The 20795-nt window shown below is 70.1% G+C and carries 17 protein-coding genes; 1 reads left to right on the forward strand and 16 read right to left on the reverse strand.

Annotated features, from left to right (window positions below; translation table 11 throughout):
- Window positions 1-66: 66 nt before the first annotated feature.
- From EL266_RS11995 to EL266_RS12015, 5 genes are all read right to left on the reverse strand, one after another.
- Complete coding sequence (locus EL266_RS11995; RefSeq protein WP_026427075.1) at window positions 67-384, reverse strand: nucleotidyltransferase family protein; 318 nt, start codon at window positions 382-384, stop codon at window positions 67-69.
- A 582-nt stretch (window positions 385-966) separates the two neighbouring features.
- Complete coding sequence (prmC, locus tag EL266_RS12000) at window positions 967-1842, reverse strand: peptide chain release factor N(5)-glutamine methyltransferase (protein WP_026427076.1); 876 nt, start codon at window positions 1840-1842, stop codon at window positions 967-969.
- Window positions 1843-1991: 149 nt separating this feature from the next.
- The gene (gene prfA / locus EL266_RS12005) at window positions 1992-3092 is read right to left on the reverse strand and encodes a peptide chain release factor 1 (RefSeq protein ID WP_026427077.1); all 1101 of its coding nucleotides are present in this window, start codon (window positions 3090-3092) and stop codon (window positions 1992-1994) included.
- Between the two features lie 111 nt (window positions 3093-3203).
- A complete protein-coding gene (rpmE, locus tag EL266_RS12010; protein ID WP_026427078.1) occupies window positions 3204-3416 on the reverse strand; it encodes a 50S ribosomal protein L31 in 213 nt (70 codons plus the stop codon).
- 143 nt (window positions 3417-3559) lie between these two features.
- A complete protein-coding gene (locus EL266_RS12015; protein WP_169719951.1) occupies window positions 3560-4396 on the reverse strand; it encodes a YwqG family protein in 837 nt (278 codons plus the stop codon).
- A gap of 168 nt (window positions 4397-4564) precedes the next feature.
- Between EL266_RS12015 and EL266_RS12020 the strand changes: the two genes are divergently transcribed.
- Complete coding sequence (locus tag EL266_RS12020; protein WP_026427080.1) at window positions 4565-4768, forward strand: hypothetical protein; 204 nt, start codon at window positions 4565-4567, stop codon at window positions 4766-4768.
- A gap of 87 nt (window positions 4769-4855) precedes the next feature.
- Here the strand turns inward: EL266_RS12020 and rho are convergent, their stop codons facing one another.
- The 11 genes from rho to argS all read right to left on the reverse strand — a co-directional run bounded on the left by rho (window position 4856) and on the right by argS (window position 20785).
- A complete protein-coding gene (gene rho / locus EL266_RS12025) occupies window positions 4856-6874 on the reverse strand; it encodes a transcription termination factor Rho (RefSeq protein WP_026427081.1) in 2019 nt (672 codons plus the stop codon).
- A 446-nt stretch (window positions 6875-7320) separates the two neighbouring features.
- Window positions 7321-8121 (reverse strand): CE1759 family FMN reductase, encoded by an 801-nt coding sequence (locus EL266_RS12030; RefSeq protein ID WP_232012033.1) that lies wholly within the window; start codon window positions 8119-8121, stop codon window positions 7321-7323.
- A 1-nt stretch (window position 8122) separates the two neighbouring features.
- A complete protein-coding gene (locus tag EL266_RS12035) occupies window positions 8123-9271 on the reverse strand; it encodes a CE1758 family FMN-dependent luciferase-like monooxygenase (protein ID WP_026427082.1) in 1149 nt (382 codons plus the stop codon).
- A gap of 173 nt (window positions 9272-9444) precedes the next feature.
- Window positions 9445-10344: a homoserine kinase gene (gene thrB, locus EL266_RS12040; protein WP_026427083.1), complete on the reverse strand. Its 900-nt coding sequence runs from the start codon at window positions 10342-10344 to the stop codon at window positions 9445-9447.
- Between the two features lie 2 nt (window positions 10345-10346).
- Window positions 10347-11675, reverse strand: coding sequence for a homoserine dehydrogenase (locus EL266_RS12045; RefSeq protein ID WP_034514949.1), 1329 nt, complete (start codon window positions 11673-11675; stop codon window positions 10347-10349).
- Between the two features lie 177 nt (window positions 11676-11852).
- Window positions 11853-13292, reverse strand: coding sequence for a glycoside hydrolase family 30 protein (locus EL266_RS12050; RefSeq protein ID WP_051281223.1), 1440 nt, complete (start codon window positions 13290-13292; stop codon window positions 11853-11855).
- A 234-nt stretch (window positions 13293-13526) separates the two neighbouring features.
- Window positions 13527-13667 (reverse strand): hypothetical protein, encoded by a 141-nt coding sequence (locus tag EL266_RS13450; RefSeq protein WP_156907648.1) that lies wholly within the window; start codon window positions 13665-13667, stop codon window positions 13527-13529.
- A 214-nt stretch (window positions 13668-13881) separates the two neighbouring features.
- Window positions 13882-15570 carry a DUF7926 domain-containing protein gene (locus EL266_RS12055; protein ID WP_331852925.1) on the reverse strand — a complete coding sequence of 563 codons (1689 nt, stop codon included), beginning with the start codon at window positions 15568-15570 and terminating at the stop codon, window positions 13882-13884.
- Between the two features lie 682 nt (window positions 15571-16252).
- Window positions 16253-17536, reverse strand: a complete 1284-nt coding sequence (locus EL266_RS12060; RefSeq protein ID WP_026427087.1) for a hypothetical protein — start codon at window positions 17534-17536, stop codon at window positions 16253-16255.
- Between the two features lie 76 nt (window positions 17537-17612).
- On the reverse strand, window positions 17613-19094 hold the full coding sequence (gene lysA, locus EL266_RS12065; protein WP_051281225.1) for a diaminopimelate decarboxylase: 1482 nt from the start codon (window positions 19092-19094) through the stop codon (window positions 17613-17615).
- Window positions 19095-19108: 14 nt separating this feature from the next.
- Entirely contained in the window at window positions 19109-20785 is a 1677-nt protein-coding gene (argS, locus tag EL266_RS12070) for an arginine--tRNA ligase (protein ID WP_026427089.1), read from the reverse strand.
- Between the last annotated feature and the right edge of the window lie 10 nt (window positions 20786-20795).

Consider the following 20795-nt stretch of genomic DNA (forward strand, 5'->3'; position numbering starts at 1 on the left):
GTCCGAATCGCCGCGCACTCCTGCTCCGTCATGGTCCTCCGCGCAGCCTCAGCGACCACGGGCCGCTCACAATGCCACCGCCTCCGCCAGCGCCTCACGCGAGACCGCATCGCGGAGCACGACCGGGGCGAGGACATCGACCGGGCGGCCGAGCACGCGGCGCATCCCCTCGTTAAGACCGGCGATCCGCATGAGCGTGCGCCGTTGTGGGTCCTCAAGATCAACGAGAATGTCGATATCCGACTGCGGGCCGGCGTCGCCCCGCGCGACCGAGCCGAACAGCCGCGGATTGGAGGCGCCGTAGCGCACAAGGAGCGCATCGAGCTCGTCACGGTGGGCCACCAGCGCCTCACGCGCCTCAAGGCTCTCGGCAGTGGGGATCATGGCCTCAGTGTCCCAAACGCACGGCCACTTGCCCAGTGCGAGTCATCAGCCCCGCGCCCCAGTACCACCGATGACGGCACCCTTGCCGGCCGCCGGTGGGACGTCATCGTCATGCCGTCATGGAGGGTTTCGAGCAGTGCGTTGGCAACGACATCGACATCGCCCGCATGCAACGCTCGCAGCATGTCGGCCTGGAGGACGCGGGAGAGCTTCGTGCCAGAGTGCTCGCCTGACGAGGTCGGTCGTGCACATTCATTCCCGTGCCGCGTCGGACCGCCCGCCTGGAAATCGGCATGATTCTGCGGATCTTCCTCCCATACCTCCTGTGCTGCACACGGATGAATGTGCATGAGCGACGCCGACGCACATTCATCCCTGCTGACGCAGACACTCGCCAGGACAGATCGTTGGAATTCCAACGATCCCCCAGGCGGGGGTCCAGGATGAATGTGCAACACCGGGTCTCGCCACGCCCGGCCCCCACCAGAGGCCACTCCACTCTGCGGGACTCGACCGAGTCAGGGATTACAGTGCCAGTAGGGAGCGTGGGCGAACGCCTCGGGCGCGCCCAGAGGAGCCGCGTCAGGCCCGTGAGGCTCGCTCGGTAACAGCCCGCAGGTAGCGGTCGCGGCCGGCCAGGTCCTGGCCGGTGGTCGCCTGCCCGAAGCCGGCGGCGAGGGCGGCCTCGCGCAGCGCGACCCCCTGCCCGGGGTCGTGCTCCATGATGAGAACACCGCCGGGACGCAGGAGATCCGCAGCCCGCCTCACGATGGCGACTGGCACCGCCGTCCCGTCCTCTCCCCCGCCGTAGAGCGCCAGGTCCGGGTCGTACCGCTCGGTCTCCTCATCCTCCACAGCCCCTGCGGGCACGTACGGTGGATTGGAGACGACCAGATCGACCCTGCCGTCCAGCTCGCTGAGCGTGTCGGGTGCCGTGGCGTCAGCCCGCAGGACGCGCACTCGCCCGGGCGCGAGGCGCTCGCAGTTCTCCCGGGCCAGCGCCACCGCGCCCTCGTCCAGCTCCACGCCGACCACTCGTGCCCCAGCCACCTCCACCGCCAGGGCCGCGGCGATGGCGCCCGATCCGGTGCACAGGTCGACCACGAGCGGCTCCGCGACGCCGCCGACCACCATCCGCGCCACGGCGTCGATGGCCGCCCCTGCCACCACCTCGGTCTCGGGCCGCACAATGAACACCCCGGGCCGGCACTCCAGTCCCAGCCCCCGGAACCACATGCGCCCCATGAGGTGCTGGAGCGGCACTCGCGCCGCGCGCTGCTCAACCAGCGCGACGAACCGGCGAGCCTGCTCGGCGCTCGCCCCCTCGCATATGACCAGCGACGTTCCCACCACATGCTCCGCCAACACCCGGACGTCGTTCTCAGGAGAAACGACTCCCGCCTCCCTCAACACCTGCCCGGCGTCGCGGACCAGGCGACGGAGCTGGAAGCGGTCCAGCGAGCCCGCAGGAAAGGAGACGGCAGGTGTGGGGGGCGGGGGTGTCGGGTGAAGACGTAAAGGAGCCTGCGACCAGTCGAGCCCGGCACCCCCGCCACCCACACCGTCACCAGAGACTCCCGCCCCCGAACCGCCTTTCACGCCATTCGTCACCCCTGGCCCCCAACCGCCGCCAGGCGCTCGGCCTCGTCCATGGTGATGGCCGAGGCGATGACGGGCCCCAGGTCGCCATCGAGCACAGCGTCCAGGTTGTAGGACTTGAACCCGGTGCGGTGATCGGCGATGCGGTTCTCCGGGAAGTTGTAGGTGCGGATCCGCTCGCTGCGATCCACCGTGCGCACCTGCAGGCGACGGGCCGCGCTGGCCTCGGCCTCGGCTGCGGCGGCGCGCTCGGCCAGGAGGCGGGCGCGCAGGACGCGCAGGGCCGCCTCCTTGTTCTGCAGCTGGGACTTCTCGTTCTGCATGGACACGACGATCCCGGTGGGCAGATGCGTGATCCGCACCGCCGAGTCGGTGGTGTTGACCGACTGCCCGCCCGGGCCGGAGGACCGGAAGACGTCGATGCGCAGGTCGGCGGCGTCGATCTCGATCTCGCCGGGGTCGTCGACCTCGGGCATGACCAGGACCCCGGCCGCCGAGGTGTGGATACGCCCTTGGGACTCGGTGACGGGCACGCGCTGGACGCGGTGGACGCCGCCCTCGTACTTCAGATGCGCCCACACCCCATCCTGGGGCTCCACGGGCGCGCGGGTCTTGATGGCCAGCCGCACGTCCTTGTATCCGCCCAGATCGGAGGCGGTGGCGCCAAGGACCTCAACAGCCCAACCCATCCGCTCGGCGTAGCGGGTGTACATGCGCGCCAGGTCAGAGGCGAACAGGGCGGACTCCGCTCCGCCCTCGCCGGCCTTGACCTCGATGATGACGTCGCGGGCGTCATCCGGGTCGCGGGGCACCAGGACCTCGCGCAGACGCTCGGCGGCCCGGGCCTCGGCGGCCTTCAGCGCGGGGAGCTCATCGGCCATCTGGGCGGCGAAGTCGGGGTCCTCATCGGCCAGCTCCAGGGCGTCGGCCAGGTCTGCGCTCGCCACGGCCCAGGCGCGATGGGCGCTGGCCACTCGCCCGAGCTCGGCGTAGCGCCGGCCCAGGCGCCTCATCACCGCGGGATCGGAGGCGGCGGGCCCGGCCATCTCGGCCTCGATGGCGGTGTACTCCTCAAGGAGCGGTTCGGCTGCGGAGAAGTCCTCGCTCATGGATCGTCTTTCCTGGGATGGTGGCGGTGCGGGTGGCCCGGCCGGGCCCGGATGCACGACGACGCCGACGGCGGCCCACTGGGGGCCATCCGTCGGCGTCGGGGTACTCGGCTACTTGTTGCGCTTGCCGTAGCGCGCCTCGAAGCGGGCCACGCGGCCACCGGTGTCGAGGATCTTCTGCTTGCCGGTGTAGAAGGGGTGGCAGGCGGAGCACACCTCGGCGCGGATCTCGCCGGTGGTGACGGTCGAGCGCGTCTCGAAGGTGTTGCCGCAGGTGCAGGTGACCGTGGTGGCCACGTACTCGGGGTGGATACCCTGCTTCATAGGTCTCTCCTTAAGCGATCAGAGGGTCCCGGGTCCCGCGCGGCGGCGCAGGTGAACCGGAGGCCAGTAGGACATTATGCCGCCGGCCCTCCCCCGCCACAATGCGGCGACCGGTGCCTGGCACGTGAGATGCGCCGCCCGCCTCAGCAGCAGTCCCAGGTGTAGGCCACACGGGAGAAGTCCCCGGCTGCCAGCTCCTGGGGCAGGATGAAGAAGTTCGCCACGCCGACATCGCCCCACATGATGTGATCGTCGGAGTCGATCTGCAGGAGCAGCACCGCCTCCTTCTCCAGGGAGTTCGTGCCGCGCGGATCCCACTGGGTGAAGCAGGGGTAGCCACCCAGGCGGTGCCCGGAGGTGGCGAATCGGTCATACAGCGCCTCGGTCAGGTCCTTCGGGAGCTTCCACCAGGCCTCAAGCGGGACCTCCGGGAACATCGTGCTCCACAGGTCACTGAAGGCCTTGCCGAACGAGACGTCATCCTTGCTGAGCGGCTGGCTGGTCATGGTGAAGGACAGGGCCAGGGAGTCGTTGGTCTCGAACGGGGACAACTCATCCTCGTCATCGAGGTTCGCCGGCACGTAGCGCGCCAGCACGTCCTCCTTACTCACGGACTCATCAATGCTCGGGTAGTGGACGACCCTGTAGTCGCCGGCGCGCAGGTCGTCGCACTCCATGCCGTACAGGTCGTCCCGGCCGATCCAGAACTGCAGGAGACCGGCATCAGGCAGGAAGTCGTTGTCCGGCAGCTCCTCCAGTCGGATCTGCGCCAGGAAGGTCAGTGGCGCCACTCTTCCCTGCGGCGCGGGCTCGCCAGCGGGCAGGTACGGCGTCCCACCGAGCTTGGAGGCTGACACGGGAAGAGGGCCGACGGAGTCAGTGCTGATCTCGATGGACGGACGCGCAGTGGTGGACTCCAGGTCGTCCATGAGCCGCAGGAAGCGGGGGTCGTCGACTGCAGGCGAGGGTGGTGTGCTCATGCGCAGAGAGTACGGGAGGCCTGCGACACCAACGCCAGCGGGCTTCCTCGCCGGGACCAGCCGCATGAGCGCCTGGCGCTTCATGGCATGACAAGCAATCCTTCCACATGACGAACGGCGTTCGTTACGAACGCTGTTCGCCTCCTGTCAACAAGGCCGAGGAACAGCATGCGAACAACCGATCCCCGCAGCCGACGCCAGCGACCGGCCAAGCCTCTGCTCTCACGCGCCACCATTGTCACTACCGCCCTGGAGATCGTGCGCACCGATGGACTCAGCGCCCTGACCATGCGGACCCTGGCACGACGGCTGGACACCGGGCCATCCGCCCTCACCGCCATCGTGCACGCCTGCGCCGCCTGGCTCGCGTAACCGCCCGGCCCCCGCAACACAGGCGTCTGGCCACGAGGCCGACGACACAACCGTCTACCTCGTGGCCAGACGCCTGCCTTAGGAGGCTCAGCCCATCTTGGCCTCGTCCTCGTCGGCGTCGGCCAGTGAGGTTCCCGCGGGCGTCGTCTTGGAGATGACCATGAGGAACTCGGCGTTGGACTGGGTGTCCTTGAGCTTGGAGAGCACGAGCTCGAGGGCCTGCTGCTGCTCCAGCCCGGCGAAGAGCCGGCGCAGGCGCCACATGATCTTGAGCTGGGCGGGGTCGATGAGCAGCTCCTCGCGGCGCGTGCCCGAGGCGGCCACGTCCACGGCGGGGAAGATGCGCTTGTCCGCCAGCTGGCGGGAGAGCCTGAGCTCCATGTTGCCGGTGCCCTTGAACTCCTCGAAGATGACCTCGTCCATCTTCGAGCCAGTCTCCACCAGGGCGGTGGCCAGGATCGTCAGGCTTCCGCCGTTCTCCACATTGCGGGCCGCCCCGAAGAACCGCTTGGGCGGGTAGAGGGCGCTGGCGTCCACACCGCCGGACAGGATGCGCCCCGAGGCGGGGGCGGCCAGGTTGTAGGCACGGCCCAGGCGGGTGATGGAGTCCAGCAGCACCACGACATCCTGACCCAGCTCCACCAGGCGCTTGGCCCTCTCGATGGCGAGCTCGGCGACGATGGTGTGATCGGAGGCCGGCCGGTCGAAGGTCGAGGCGATGACCTCGCCCTTGACGGTGCGCTGCATGTCCGTGACCTCCTCGGGACGCTCATCGACGAGCACGACCATGAGGTGGGCCTCGGGGTTGTTGACGGCGATCGCGTTGGCGATCTGCTGGAGGATGATCGTCTTGCCGGCCTTGGGCGGGGAGACGATGAGCCCGCGCTGGCCCTTGCCGATCGGCGAGACCAGGTCGATGACCCGGGGCGTGAGCGCCTTGGGCGTGGTCTCCAGGCGCAACTGCTCCTGGGGGTAGAGGGGGGTGAGCTTGGCGAACTCGGGGCGGCGCTTGGAGCGCTCGGCATCCATGCCGTTGACGGACTCGACGCTGACCAGCGGGTTGTACTTCACCCGCCCGGCCCGGTTCTGGCGGCGGTTGTTCCTGCCACCGCTGGGCCCGGCGGTCTCCCCGCCCTCACGGACCCATCCGGTCACGGCGTCCCCGGCCCGCAGGCCGTTGTCCTTGATGAGGTGGGCCGAGACGTAGACGTCCTTGGGCCCGGGCAGGTAGCCGGAGGTGCGCAGGTAGGCGTGCTGGTGGTCGCTGACGTCGAGGATGCCGGCCACCGGCAGCAGGACCTCCTCCTCCCGGGACTGGCTCCTGCCCTGGCGCGCCGGCGCGGGCGAGTCTGCGTCACGGTTCTCGCGCTCGAAGCGGTCGCGTCCGCGCTTGCGGCCCCGACGACGGCGCCCGCCCCGCTCCTCCTCATAGCCCTCGGACTCCTCCTCACGACGCGACCGTGCGGCGGGCTCGACGGCGGCCGTCCCGGTGGCGTCGGCCAGGTCCCGCATGAGGGCGGCCTTGGCGTCGAGGTGGTCCTCGGGCGAGTCAGGGCCGTCGCCCACCGGGGTGCGCTCGGGGGCGCCGGCGGCGGCCTGGGCCCGACGGCGACTGCGCCGCGACTCGCGCGGCGGGGAGTCGGGCTCCCGCTCGGCGCGCTCGCGCCGGGGGCGCCTGGGCGCGGCTCCGGCCTCCGCGGGCTCCGCGCCCTGCCCCGCCTGGGCGCGCTCAGGCATGTCCAGGCCGAGGTCGAGAACGGGGGTGCGCTCGGGGGCGCCGGCGGCGGCCTGGGCCCGACGGCGTCGGGAGCGGGGGGCCGCCTCAGCGCCGTCCGCCCCAGTGGCCCGGGGCTCGTCACCGGCCTCCTGGGATCCGGGGCTCCTGCGCGGGCGGCGCGCCGTGCCGTCGGCGGCGGGCTGGTCGTCATGGGAGGTCGCGGGACCGGGGTCGTCGGAGGAGGCGCCCCGGGCATCGCGAATGGCGGCGACGAGCTCGCTCTTGCGCATACGGGAAATGCCCTTGAGGCCGATCTGCCCGGCAAGCGCTTGGAGCTCGGCCAGACGCATCGTGGAGAGCGCGGACTGGGAGCTGGAGGTCTCGGTCACGAGTGTCCTAACGGAGATGATGTCACTGCACGCCGGGGCGCAGCGTTCAAACAGGGAGACTGTCCCGGAATCGTTCACGGGAGCGGGTCATGCGCACGGGGACGGATCATTACGAGGTGGGACCTCATGCCGACGACGGGTGCGATCGACGCTGCGGTGCGATCCACAGGACCGATGGTGACAGCCTAGCAGGCTTCGCCCCGGATGGGGCAAGCGCACTCGCGGGCCGGACCGGCACATGATTGCCCATCGCCGCTCATCGCCGCTCATGGCCACTCAAGGCGCTTGCGGGATCGCCGACCCGGCACCCTGTCCACATTATCTGCGGGCACAGCCCGGTTTCAGTGACTGCCCAGACACCATTCGGCGGTTGATACGCACCGGGGCGGGTCGCGGCGCGCGAGTCAGTCCGCGCACCGCGACCCGCCCCGGGATCGCGATCACCCTCAGCCGCGCTTGGCGAGCAGGGCATCCATGGGGGTGAAATCGGCCATGGCGTCGACCGGGGCCTGGCGACGGGAGCTCGCCACCGCCTGGGCCAGCTCGGCGCCGGCGCGCTCGATGCGCTCCCCCAGCGGCGCCTCGCGCTGCTCCGAGGGCGCCTCGGAGGCCCAAGCCGCCCCGAAGTCCTCACTGGCGGCGAAGACGGCCAGCGTCGTCGGGCGCGCCTTGAGATAGGTCAGCAGCGGGCGCATGGCGAACTCGGTGACCAGGGAGTGGCGGGCCGTGCCCGCCGTGGCCCCCATGAGGACGGGCATGCCCACCAGGGCCCCATCGGGCAGGATGTCCATGAAGCTCTTGAACAGTCCCGTGTAGGAGGCCTGGAAGACCGGGGTGACCAGGACGACGCCGTCGGCCTGGGCGAGTGCGTCCACGGCCGCCTGGAGCTCGCCGCCCAGGGGGCCGCCCACACTGGCCAGCGCGATCTCCCCGGCCAGTGGGCGCAGAGCGATCACCTCCACGCTGGTCAGGCGCGAATCGGCCTCAAGGGACCGCCGAGCGGACTCGGCCAGGCGCTCGGCGAGCATCTGGGAGGTCGAGGGCGTTCCCAGCCCCGCATGAACAGCGACGATCCGGGTCAGGCGCCCCATCTGCGTGTGGTCGTAGGCGTCATCGGACTCCCCGTACTCCCCGGCCACGAGCGGCCGATCCGGGGCCGGGCTGGGCGCAGCGCTCAGGCGGGCGGCCTCGGCGGCCTGGAGGTCGGGGGCGAAGGCCTGGGTGGGCAGGTCCATGGGTGCGCTCATCTCAGATCCTCACCTTCCGGCCCGTCAGCGGGTCGAAGTCGTTGACCAGGGCGAAGGGCTCCTCGGCCGGCGGCTCGGTGCCCTGGAGCGTGGCGCGGTGGCGCGGGTGCAGCGGGGCATCGGGCACGCCCTCCGGGCGCGAGCCCTCCAGCTCGGCGCGAAGCGCCGGGACAATCTGCGTGCCCAGGATCTCCAGCTGCTTCATGACCTCGACATGGGGGATGCCGCCCATGTCGATGAGGAAGGCCTGGCGCTGGTAGTCCCCCACGTGATCGCGGTAGGTCAGGTACTTCTCCACGATCTGCTCGGGCGTGCCCACGGCCAGCGGGGTGTGACGGGTCATCTCCTCCAGCGAGGCGCCCTGGTAGACATAGGTGTTGCGGAAGTAGGGGGTGTACTCCTCGATGGCCTTGGCCTGGGAGCTCGCGGCGTAGATCTGACCGCCCAGCCCCACGATGGCCTCCTCGGGGCGGCCGTGGCCGTAGTGGTGGAAGCGCTCGCGGTAGAGGTCGACCATCTGCTTGACGTGGTCGACGGGCCAGAAGATGTTGTTGTGGAGGTATCCGTCGCCGTAGTAGGCGGCCTGCTCGGCGATCTGCGGGGAGCGGATGGAGGCGTGCCACACGAAGGGGGCCACGCCGTCGAGCGGGCGGGGCATGGAGGTGAAGTCCTGGAGCGGGGTGCGGAACTCACCCTCCCAGTCCACGTTGGTCTCGCGCCACAGCCGCCGCAGAAGGTCGTAGTTCTCCACGGCCAGGGAGATGCCCTTGCGGATGTCCTTTCCGAACCAGGGGTAGACCGGGCCCGTGTTGCCCCGGCCCATCATGAGGTCCAGGCGCCCGTCGGCCAGGTGCTGGAGGTAGGCGTACTCCTCGGCGATGCGGACCGGGTCGTTTGTGGTGATGAGTGTGGTGGAGGTGGTCAGCAGTAGCCGCTCGGTGCGCGCCGCGATGCTGGCCAGCAGCGCCACGGGGCTGGAGGGGACGAAGGGCGGGTTGTGGTGCTCGCCGGTGGCGAAGAAGTCCAGGCCGAGCTCCTCAGAGGCCACGGCCATCTCGACGGTGTTCTTGATGCGCTCGTGCTCGGAGACGGGCTTGCCGGTGTGCGGGTTGGTGGTGACATCCCCAACGGTGAAGATTCCGAAGTGCATGGCGTTCCTTTCTCTTGATAACAGGAGCATAGGTCGACGTAGTTGAACGCGCAACTACATGAGGATGAGACGCCGCTCTCACCATGCCGAGGTAGACGTTTTCCGCCGAGGTAGACACTGTCTGCGTCTACCTCGGCGGAAAATGTCTACCTCGGCGGAAGGGCGGGGCGGGGTCAGCCCAGGACGGCGCCGGTGGTGTCGATGCCGGGGGCCAGCACGGTCCAGCCGTGGTTGGCCAGGGTCTGGCGCGTGGCCTCCTCCAGCTCGGCCAGCACCAGCACGGTAGGACCCGCCCCGGAGATCACCGCCGGGTAGCCCTGCTCGCGCAAGGAGTCCATCACCGCCATCGAGGCGGGCAGCACGCTGCGCCGGTACTCCTGGTGCAGGCGATCCTCGGTCCCGGCCATGAGCAGATCCGGGCGCCCGGCCAGCGCCAGCATGAGCACCGCCGCGCGCGAGGTGTTGAACAGCGCATCGGCTCGCGGCACCGAGACCGGCAGCACCTGGCGCGCCTCCTGGGTGGACAGGCGCGTGCTCGACGGCGGGATGAGCAGGCTGACCGGCAGTGACTCGTCCACCGGCATGGGCGCCATGCGCGGCAGGCCGTCGGACTGCGTCCAGGCCACCGTCGCCCCGCCGAAGACCGCGGGGGCGACGTTGTCGGGATGACCCTCGAAATCGGTGGCCAGGGCGAAGACCGCGTCATCGCCCAGCGCCTCGGGCTCGGAGATCAGACCGCGGGCGAGCATGAGCCCCGCCACCGCGGCACTGGCCGAGGAGCCCATGCCTCCCCCGTGGGGGATGCGGTTGACGCAGCGCATCTCGAAGCCGGCCTGCGGCGCCCCGGCCGCATCCAGTCCCGCGCGCAGCGCCCGCACCACCAGGTTGTCGTCGTCGGTGGGCACCGAGCCGGCGCCCACGCCCTCGACGACCACTCGTGTGGCCCCGGTGATGGGGCGCACCTCGACCTCGTCGTAGAAGCGGAAGGCCATGCCGAAGGAGTCGAAGCCCGGCCCCATGTTGGCCGTGGTGGCCGGCACGCGCACATGCGCGTACTCGCGGATCAGGCGCATCGTCACTCGCCCTCGACGCGCTGGACCGAGATGACCGCGGCGACGTGCTCGTCGCGCCGCAGCGCCTCCACGGCCGCATCCAGGTGGAAGACCGCCGCAGGGTGGGTGACGATCGTGACCACCGCGGTCTGGCCGCCCACATAGGCGTTCTGGCGCACGGAGTTGATGGACACGTCCTGCGCGCCGAAGACCCCGGCCACGGCAGCCAGCGCGCCGGGGGCGTCGGCGACCTCCAGCTGGACCTGGTAGCGGGTGATCGCCGCCTCGGGCCCCAGGATGGGCAGCCTCGCGTAGCAGGACTCCCGGGGGGCCTGCCCCCCGTGGACACGGTGAGCCGCGGCGGCCACGACGTCGGAGAGCACAGCGGAGGCGGTCGGCGCGCCCCCGGCGCCCTGACCGTAGAACATGAGGCGCCCGGCCGCCTCGGCCTCCACCAGCACGGCGTTGAAGGCCCCGTGCACACTGGCCAGCGGGTGGTCGGCCGGGACCAGGGCCGGGTGGACGCGCACGGACACCCCCCGGGCATGCTCGTCCTCGCGCCGCTGGGCGATGGCCAGCAGCTTGATCTGGCAGCCCGAGGCCTGGGCCTCGCGGATGTCATCCGCGGTGATGTCACGGATGCCCTCGACACTGACATCATCCAGGCCCACCCGGGTGTGGAAGGCCAGGGAGGCGATGATGGCGGCCTTGGCGGCGGCGTCGAGTCCGTCGACATCCGCAGTGGGGTCGGCCTCGGCGTAGCCCAGCTCCTGGGCGGTGGCCAGGGCCTGGTCGAAGGACAGGCCCTTGGTGGTCATCTCATCGAGGATGTAGTTGGTGGTGCCGTTGACGATGCCCAGCACGTTGGTGACCCTGTCCCCGGCCATGGACTCCCGCAGCGCGTAGACCACGGGGATGGCCCCGGCCACGGCGGCCTCGTAGTAGAAGTCGGTGCCGGCGGTCGCGGCTGCGGCGTAGAGCTCGGGGCCGTGCGCGGCGATGAGGGCCTTGTTGCCGGTGATGACACTGGCTCCGGCCTTGAAGGCCGCGAGGATGAGGGTGCGGGCGGGCTCGATGCCGCCGATCAGCTCGATGACCAGGTCATTGCCCGTGGCCACGGCCGTGGCGTCGTCGGTCAGCAGCTCGGCGGGGACGGCGGGGTCCCGGGGGGCGGACAGGTCCCGCACCGCGATGCCGGTGATCTCCAGCCTGGCCCCGGAGCGCGCGGCGAAGTCGTCGGCCTGCTCGGTCAGCAGGCGGATCACCTGGGTGCCCACGGTGCCGGCGCCCAGGACGCCGACGGACAGGCTGCGGGAGGGTGCGAAGGACGAGGACGGGACCGACGGGACCACTGCGTGACCACCTTGCTGCTCGGGGACGAATGCCGCTCCCCGCCGTCGGGCGCCGGGGAGCCGCCGCCAGCATACGGGCGCCCCCAAGCACCCGCACCTCCCGGAGCACCGGCATTTCGCACGACGCCGCCGCCTGCGCGCTCCCGCGCCCGCCGCCTGGTGCGGGCGAGCCAGCGCTCAGATGGGCATGCCCTGGAGGGTGAAGGCGCCCGCGGGCACCACGACGGTGGAGATGGAGTCGGCCGGGGCCTCGAAGCGCACCAGCTTGTCCCCCACGCCCACGACCAGCTCCTGGGGCGTGGTCATGTCGTTCTGGGAGGCGATGACCACCGAGCCATCCGGGTTGAGGAAGGCCAGGATGTTCTCGTGGCCCGTGTAGGACAGGCTGGGCACGAATCGCGCCCCGGGGCGCACGAAGCCCGCAAGGTGCTTGAGGATGTAGTACTCGTGGGTGAAGCGGGCCGTGGCGGTCTCGGGGTCGACCACCACCAGTGAGTTCTGGCTCCAGCCCCAGCGGGAGACGCCCCCCTCGTCCAGGGCCAGGTTCCAGTAGTCGTAGACGGTGGCGCCATGGGTGAAGTAGTGGCGCATCATGGTCCACGCGTAGCGGGCGTAGCGCCAGTCGTTGCGGCCGTCGCCGCACTCCTGCTCGGACTGGTAGATCTTCAGCTCGGGGTGGCCGTGGTGGATGTGGGGCAGGGCGTGCTTGCCGGCCCACTGGAAGCCGACGCCGCCGATGCGCGGCCCCACCTGGGGGTCGGCCAGGATGGCCTCGACCAGGCTGTCATCGGCGCGCTCCATGGTGCCGAAGAAGACCTCCACGCCGCGTGACTCCATGTGGGGGATGAGGTGGCGCAGGAATGAGATGAGCCCCTGGGGCGTCCAGGTGCAGGCGGGGAAGACCTGGTTGGAGTTGAACTCGTTCTGGGGCATGACCATGGAGATCTCGATGCCCCGCTCCCGGTAGGCGTCGATGAATGCCCCGAAGTAGCGCGCATAGGTCTCCAGGTTCTCCTCGGTGAGGATGAAGCCGTCCTCGCCCTCGGCGATCTGGTTGTCGCGCGACAGTCCGTTGTCGAAGCGGGTCTGCGCGGCCAGGGGGTTGGGGGCGGCGCAGGCGTAGTGGTTGTTGCGCTTCATCCAGGTGGGCGGGCACCACGGGGAGGCCCACAGCCGCAGCTCGGGCTGGTGGCCCTTGGCCGCCTTGATGTAGGGGATGAGGGTCTGCTCGTCGTGGGCCACGGAGAAGTGCTCCAGGGCATGGTCCCCGGGGGTCTCGTCGTAGGAGTACCAGTCGCGGGAGAAGTCGTTGGCCCCGATGGGCATGCGGCACACGGTCAGCCCCGCCCCGACGCCGGGGGCGAAGACCTCCCGCAGGATCGCCTCGCGATCCTGGGCCTCCAGGCGGCTCAGGGCGTCCCATCCCAGCTCGTTGAAGCAGATCCCAAATCCCTCGATCTCCTGGGCGGGCTGGTCGAGCCGCAGGAAGGCGCCGGGGAAGGCATCCATCTCCGTGATGGTCACGGGGGTCTGCGCAGTGGTCCAGGGCGCGGCCTCGGTGGTGACCACCCAGGTGGGCTGAGCTTCGTCAGGGGATTGCGGGTTGGCGACGGGCATGATGTCTCCTCGCATCGTTGCGGCTCTCGCATGGCGGGCCCTGCTGCGTGCCCGCGGTGTCGAGCCTACCAGGCTTATCTACTATTCGCTAGGTAAGCGAGGGCCGCCCAAGCCCTTTGAGGCCTCGCGCACAAGGCGAACCCCCATGGGAGACCAGTGACCACATCTCCCATGGGGGTTCGGCAGGAGCGAAGGACCGTGTCGGCTCGGGTCCGGCCCGGGTCCGGCTCACGCTCAGCGCCGACGGCGTCCGAGAAGCTCGCGCACCACGATCATCAGGACCTGCCCCAGGCCGAGCCGGTGCTCGGAGTCGAGGTCACCGGTTCGGTGCCACGACGGGGGCGGCTCCTCCAAGGACGATGTTGCAGCGCTCATGAGCGCAGCCTACGCAGGCCGTCATGACGCAGGTCACCACCATATGGAGGAGCATCACGATTCGGTCATCCTCCCCGGGCAGTAGTCGCACTCCACCCAATGACGCCGCCCTGGCACCGGCAACCTGAACGCCAGGTGGCCCACCCCGATCCGGGGTGGGCCACCTGGCGTTGTTCATGCCGCGATCAGCGGCAACGCTCACTCAGCGTGGGCATCAGGCCTTGCGACGGCGGGACAGCGCGAGGGCGCCCCCACCCAGGCCCAGGCCGACCAGCACGACCAGGGCGGCCACGTCGGCACCGGTGTTCGCCAGAGGCGGCGAGCCGGGCTTGTTCGGGGTCCCCGGAGCACCGGGGGTGCTGGGGCTGCCGGGCGTGCCCGTCGGAGGAGCGGTCTCCGGGGGAACGGTCGCCGGCGGGCCGGCGGTCTCCGGAGGAGCGGTCGTCGTCGGCGGGGCCGTGGTCGGCGGGGTGGTCGCCGGCGGGGTGCTGACCGCCTTGTTGGTCAGGCTCACGCTGGTGACAACCTGGTCGCCAATGGTGAAGGTGTTGGTCTCCTTGCCGTCGACGACGAAGACCGGGGTCCCCCACTCGTAGCCCTCAGCGGCGGGCTCGGCCTTGGAGACGTCCTCGGAGAGGGTCACGGTGGTGCCCTTGGGCAGAGTGCCCTCGAACTGGGTGGTCTCACCGGGCTTGACAGTCATCGTGGCGGTGCCGGTGCGGCCCTCGCCCTCGGGCTTGGTGCCCTCGGGCGCGGTCCAGCCGGGGTAGGTGGAGGCGGCCGCGGGCAGCTCGTAGGCGACCTCCACCGGGAAGGAGGTGCCAGCGGCCTTGTCGGCGGCGTCGCCCTCAACGGCCTTGGTCACGGAGAAGCTGCCGAAGCCGGGCTCCATCTGGACGTTGATGTCGAAGTACTGCACATAGGCCTGCTGGTTCTCAGAACTGAGGTCAGTGCCGTTCATCGTCACCGAGTTGTTGTAGGTCGAGCCCTTGACGGCCTTGCCGCCGGCGAAGGTGACCGGGTACTCGATGGTGAAGTTGTCACCGTTGTTGAAGGGGCCGGTGACCTCGATGGTGGCGGTACGGCCGTCACCGGAGATGGTGGTCTTGAGGTCGTAGTCGCCGTGCTCGGTGGTGGCGTCAGCCCCGGAGGCGTCGGTCAGGCGCACGCCCGGCCCGTCGCCGTTGCGCTTGTTGAGGGTCCAACGGGTCAGGTCGGAGTTGAAGTCCATGCCCTCGCCGAGGGTGTCGGTGAAGGTGATGGTCTGGCGGTTGGAGCCGGTGAAGGTCGTGCCCAGCTTGCCACCGGTGGTCTCGTTGGCACCGAAGTTAATGCCCCAGGTCAGCTCGGAGTAGTCGTTGTAGAAGCTGGAGGACCACTTGTAGAGCTCCCACTGGGACGGGTTGGGGGTGCCGATGCCGCCCTCGCCGGGCAGATCCACCGAGGCGATGCCGTTGGCGGTGATGTCCGCGGTCTTGGAGGTGGTGGACTCGACGATGGACAGCATGGCCGAGCCACTGCCGCGGAAGTTGTGGAATCCGGCGTTGCGCAGCTCCTCGACCTTGCCGTTGAAGGTGCAGGTGATGTCCTTGGCCGTCAGCTCGCAGGTGCCGACCTCGACCTCGGTGCCGTTGTGGTCAACGGTCATGGGCTTGGAGGCGGGGACCTGGAGGTTCTGGAAGTATGTGCCCAGGTTGATGGTGAAGGAGTCACCGCTCTTGAGCTCCGTACTGGAGGCGTCCCAGTCGAAGTTCAGGCGGGCGTGGTCGTAGTAGGTGAGGGCGCCCTCCCGATCCACATTGTTACCGTCGACCCGTGTCAAAGTCATGTTGGTAACTGTGATGCCCTGGTTCTCATCGGCTTGCGCCGGGGCGGTCACCAGGGGGGCGATGGCGGCCAGCATGAGGGTGAGAATGGCAGCGATTCCTGCGCCCGCTCCTCGGACGAGGGGTGGACGAGACGCGGTGCCCGTTGAAACTGTGTTCATGGGATCTCCGAGTTCTAGGCTTCGTAGAGACGTGGTCAGGGGTGGTCCCCCGTCGCCCACGGAGCACACCGATCCGCCAGCAGCCGGACGGGCAGTGACGCCTCCGTGACCTTCGTGACCACTCTGTCACACTTGCCAGGGTTTTCGGCAGTGCCTGAAAGCGACAGGCTGTATCTCACAATCTCACAGCCGCCCCTTAGGCAGGTTCCTCCACGAGGCACATCCTGACCGTGCCGGACTCAACCACGCCGTCCTGAAGAATGCGCGTGACGAAACCGCTCATGACCTGCACTGATGCAGATGCGTACACCATTATCCCGAGTCATGGACACCCACGCGCCCCATCATTGCCTCAGGGTCCCCGGCAGGTGCCTCCCTGCGCGCAGACATGCCGGCAACACGCCCGAGAAGCCCCTGGTGGGCACGCCTCCCCATGCGCGTCGCATCCTCCGCCCCGCCAAGACGCAGCACATGTCCGGGAAACCCTCAGGCACCGTCCACCGGAATGCCGGGTCTCGGGTCCAGTCCAAGTGGTGGCGAAGATCGGCCCAGGCCTCATCAACGCTGATCGTGATCGCGGCGCCCTGGGGCTCCACGCTCAGACCCTCTCATCCAGGAGCGTCTCCACCAGAGGGTGGACGCCGTACCAGTCCACCTCCCCGTTGCGATAGCACAGCACGTATCCCAGCGCCTGAAGGGCCCGGGCCTCAGGCACCTGAGCGCGCGGGACGCTCAGCTGCTGAGCCTCCTTGACCTGCCTGAGGATCTCCCACTGCTCCCGCGAGAGCGCCACCGCCGCCTGAGAGCGCATCTGCCGCTCAACCTGGTCAACCTCCTGAGCACTGACTGGCAGCGCCCCGTCCTTGAGCAGGAGTGCCGAGACCAGCCGGAAGAGCTCCCTGAACTGCCCACCCGAGGACCGGATCACCCGGTCCACCTCCGTTCCCAGGAGCCGCTCCAGATCGCCGCCTGGCGCGCGCTTAACCAGTACCTCGCGCAGCAAGTCGATGCCCTCGCGACAGTCGCTGCCGTTCCGCTCGCGCACCTTGACGTTGAGCACGGGCCAGATCGGACTGTCCCAGCCCACAGGCTTGGCGTAGATGGGCACCGTGTAGACCACGTGCATCCCGGGAAGCGACAGCTCGGAGGCGTGGACTGAGAACAGTGACTCCACCGAGTCGCGCACCTCGTCGAAAGGGGCTGCCCTGCCACGGAAGTGGTCGATCGAGTCGACGACGAAGACCGGGACCCGTCCTCCGGGCATCTCACCGACCACGGCGCTGAAGAACTCATGGACCTCCTGCCGGAAAGTCCTTCGATTGGACTCCAGTGCCTGCCGAACCTGGGCCCGGAAGGTCTCGTCCTCACGAAGTGCCGCTCTGATATCCAGGGACACCGATCCGGGGTTGAAGGCAGCACTGGCATCGACGGTGAGCTTGAGGCGCTCCAGGAGCCCCTCCATGCGCTCCGCCAGCTTCTGCTTGGGGATACCCGCGCCCTCGCAATTGGCCACGAAACCGGCAGCCAGCCCGATGAGGAAGGACCCGCTGTCAAGGGGAAGCTCGGGGTTGAAGTAGTCCTCAATGTTGAGATAGACGGGAACGTAGGCCTCGGCGTCGAGCTCACGGCACAGCCGCAGCAACTCGGTGGTCTTGCCTGCTCCCCGGTAGCCCGAGAGCAACTGCACCGAGCCTCCGGTGGTGAAGTCGATGGCGGTGGCGATCTCACGGACCAGGTCAGGGCCCGCCGGGCCGTCGGGCTGGTCGTAGATGGGCACGTAGCACTGCTCGTACTCCTCCTGCCCCGAGACCAACTGCGCCCCCTGGTGGAGGTTGACGGCCCGGTAGAAGGCCTTGCGGTACTCCCGATCGGTGTCAGCCATGGAGCCCAATCTATGCCTGCAGTCATTGGCGAGGAGGGCCCATGCCTACAGGCCCGCTCCCCGCCCGGGCCGGGACTCAGCCCTCCAGGCGCAGGAGGTCCTCCACGGTCTCAGGCCGCAGCACCCAGCCCTGCTCCCCCTCGCGCACCCAGGCCACGCCGGGGCGGGTGAAGAGGTTGTAGTTCATGGCCATGGAGCGCCCGTAGGCGCCGGTCGCCGGAACCGCCAGCACATCGCCGATGGCCAGGTCGGCGGGCAGGTCCACGTCGCGCACGACGATGTCCCCGCTCTCGCAGTGCTTGCCCACCACGCGCGAGCGCACCAGACCGGCCTGGGGGTCGGGCAGGCGGTTGGCCACCAGGGCCGTGTAGGCCGCCCCGTAGAGGGCCGGGCGCAGGTTGTCCGACATGCCGCCATCCACGCTCACGTAGAGGCGGGCGGTCCCCTCCCCCAGCTCGACGCGCTTGAGGCCGGTCACCGTGTACAGCGTGACCTGCGACGGCCCGGCGATGGAGCGCCCGGGCTCCACCGAGACATACGGGGGCTCATCGCCCAGCTCCTCGCATACGCGCCGCACCACGCCCGCCAGGGCGCGGGCCAACGTCGCAGGCGACGGCGCGGGCGCATCGGCGCCGGTGTAGGCGATGCCGAGCCCTCCGCCCAGGTCGATCTCCGGGCACAGCCAGCCGGTGTCCGCGGCGACCTCGTGCCGCAGGCGCAGCACGGCCTCGGCGGCGGCCTCGAATCCCGCCGGGTCGGCGATCTGGGAGCCGATATGCGAGTGCAGGCCCCGCAGCTCCAGCTCGGGCGCGGCGATGATCGCATCGATGGCGGCGCGGGCGGCGCCGCTGTGGATGGACAGCCCGAACTTCTGATCCTCATGGGCCGTGGAGATGAACTCGTGGCCACCGGCGTGGATACCGGTGGTCAGGCGCACCATGAGGGCCGCCCGCTCGTCGGGGGCGTAGATGCCCTCGGTCCTCAGGCGGCGCACGGCGGCGACGGCGTGGTCGATCTCCTCGGGGGAGTCGATGACGACGTGCCCCAGCCGGTGCGCCAGCGCGACGCCGACCTCGGCCTCGGTCTTGCCGTTGCCGTGCAGGCCCAGGCGGGAGGGCGGGAAGTCGGGTGCGTCGTCATCGCCCTTCAGTGCGGCCAGGCCGACGGCGAGCTCCACGCGCGAGGCGGTGTCGATGCCCAGGCCCTCCTCCAGGGCGATGCGGGCCACCCGGGTGGTCAGGAAGGCCTTGCCGGCGTAGAAGGCGCCGCCGCCCCTCATGCCGTAGCCCTCCCAGAACTCCTCGGCCATGGTGGCGGCCCAGGTGGCGGCGCGCCCGCGGAAGTCGGCCTCGTCCATGACGTAGACCGGCGCGGGGGCCTGCTTCAGGATGGCTGAGACGGCTCGCCCGCCGATCTCCAGCTCACCGTCGCCGGTGCGCCGCGCCGTCGTCGGCCACAGGTCGGGGCGGTCGGCCGGCTCGGGGCAGGCCAGGTCCCCCAGCGGGGCCTCGCCGGCGGGAACGCTCAGGGCCTGAGGCCCCGTGCTCGCTGCGCTCACAGCGCTCACAGCGCTCACATCCTCTCCGGGGCGCTGACGCCCAGCAGGTCCAGGCCGTTGGCCAGGACCTGGCCCACGGCGTCGTTGAGCCACAGGCGCGCCACATGCCCCGGGGTGACGGCATCGTCCCCGCGCGGGGTCACGCGCGTGGAGCCGTACCAGGTGTGGTAGGCCGCGGCCAGGGACTCCAGGTAGCGGGCCACCCGGTGCTGCTCGCGCAGCCCGGCGGCCTGGGCGACCGTGGCCGGGTACTGGGCCAGGACCCCCAGGAGGGCGGAGTCGGCCGGGTCGTCGAGGGCCGCAGGGTCGAATCCGGCATCCCGGCTCACCCCGTGCTCGGCGGCGTTGCGCGCCACGCTGCAGGTGCGGGCGTGGGCGTACTGGACGTAGTAGACGGGGTTGTCGTTGCTGGAGGAGGCCAGGAGGTCCAGGTCGATGTCGATCGTGGAGTCCATGGAGGAGCGGGCCAGGGCGTAGCGGGCGGCGTCCACGCCCACGGCTTCCACCAGGTCCTCCATGGTGACGATCGTGCCGGCCCTCTTGGACATGCGCACCGGGGCCCCGTCCTTCACGAGGTTGACGAACTGGCCGATGATGATCTGCATGTTGACCTCGGGGGTGTCCCCGAAGGCTGCGCACATGGCCATCATGCGGCCCACGTAGCCGTGGTGGTCGGCGCCGAGCAGGTAGATGGCGCAGTCGGCGCCGCGCTCGCGCTTGTCCAGGAAGTAGGCCAGGTCCGCGGCGAAGTAGGCGGCGTTGCCGTCGGACTTGATGAGCACGCGGTCCTTGTCATCCCCGAAGTCGGTGGTGCGCAGCCAGATCGCGCCCTCATGGTCGTAGATGGCGCCGCGCTCGCGCAGCTTGGCGATCGCCCGGTCCACGGCCCCGGAGGTGTGCAGGGAGTCCTCGTGGAAGAAGACGTCGAAGTCCGAGCGGAAGGCGTGCAGCTCGGCCTTGATGGAGTCGAACATGAGAGCCACGCCCCCGGCGCGGAAGACCTCGGCGGCCTCGGCGTCCGGCAGGCCGGCGGGGTCGGGGCGGCCGGCGGCGGCCTCGTCGGCGGTCACGCGCGCGGCGATCTCAGCGATGTACGCGCCGCCGTAGCCGTTCTCCGGGGTCGCCTGCCCGCGGGCCGAGGCGAGCAGGGAGTTGGCGAAGTGGTCGATCTGGCCGCCGTGGTCGTTGAAGTAGTACTCGCGGGTGACCCTCGCCCCGCAGGCGGCCAGGATGCGGGCCAGGGAGTCGCCGACGGCGGCCCAGCGGGCCCCGCCCAGGTGGACCGGGCCGGTGGGGTTGGCCGAGACGTACTCGAGGTTGATGTGCTGGCCGCTCAGGGAGTCGTTGCGCCCGTAGGCCCGGCCGGCCTCCACGACGCTGCGGGCGAGCTCGCCGGCGCTGGCGGCGTCCAGGCGGATGTTGAGGAATCCGGGCCCGGCGATCTCCACCGAGGCGACGCCGTCGACCTCGGCCAGGCGGGGGCTGAGCAGCTCGGCCAGGGCGCGCGGGTTGGTGCCCGCCCTCTTGGCCAGCTGCATGGCGACATTGGTGGCCCAGTCGCCGTGGTCGCGGTTGCGGGGGCGCTCCACGCGAGGCTCGGGGATCTCGGCCTCGGGCAGGCTCAGGGAGCCCTCGGCGCAGGCCTGGCTCAGAACGGTGCGGATTGCTGCGGAGAGCTCTTCTGGGGTCACGGCGCCACCC

It is taken from the genome of Actinomyces slackii, from assembly GCF_900637295.1.
In the GTDB taxonomy this organism is placed as follows: domain Bacteria; phylum Actinomycetota; class Actinomycetes; order Actinomycetales; family Actinomycetaceae; genus Actinomyces; species Actinomyces slackii.

Excerpts from the sequence above, each read along its gene's own strand:
- EL266_RS11995 (WP_026427075.1), bottom strand. The coding sequence starts at position 384 with ATGATCCCCACTGCCGAGAGCCTTGAGGCGCGTGAGGCGCTGGTGGCC.
- prfA (WP_026427077.1), bottom strand. The coding sequence starts at position 3,092 with ATGAGCGAGGACTTCTCCGCAGCCGAACCGCTCCTTGAGGAGTACACC.
- rpmE (WP_026427078.1), bottom strand. The coding sequence starts at position 3,416 with ATGAAGCAGGGTATCCACCCCGAGTACGTGGCCACCACGGTCACCTGC.
- EL266_RS12015 (WP_169719951.1), bottom strand. The coding sequence starts at position 4,396 with ATGAGCACACCACCCTCGCCTGCAGTCGACGACCCCCGCTTCCTGCGG.
- EL266_RS12020 (WP_026427080.1), top strand. The coding sequence starts at position 4,565 with ATGCGAACAACCGATCCCCGCAGCCGACGCCAGCGACCGGCCAAGCCT.
- EL266_RS12030 (WP_232012033.1), bottom strand. The coding sequence starts at position 8,121 with ATGAGCGCACCCATGGACCTGCCCACCCAGGCCTTCGCCCCCGACCTC.
- EL266_RS12035 (WP_026427082.1), bottom strand. The coding sequence starts at position 9,271 with ATGCACTTCGGAATCTTCACCGTTGGGGATGTCACCACCAACCCGCAC.
- thrB (WP_026427083.1), bottom strand. The coding sequence starts at position 10,344 with ATGCGCCTGATCCGCGAGTACGCGCATGTGCGCGTGCCGGCCACCACG.
- EL266_RS12050 (WP_051281223.1), bottom strand. The coding sequence starts at position 13,292 with ATGCCCGTCGCCAACCCGCAATCCCCTGACGAAGCTCAGCCCACCTGG.
- EL266_RS13450 (WP_156907648.1), bottom strand. The coding sequence starts at position 13,667 with ATGAGCGCTGCAACATCGTCCTTGGAGGAGCCGCCCCCGTCGTGGCAC.
- EL266_RS12055 (WP_331852925.1), bottom strand. The coding sequence starts at position 15,570 with ATGCTGGCCGCCATCGCCCCCCTGGTGACCGCCCCGGCGCAAGCCGAT.
- EL266_RS12060 (WP_026427087.1), bottom strand. The coding sequence starts at position 17,536 with ATGGCTGACACCGATCGGGAGTACCGCAAGGCCTTCTACCGGGCCGTC.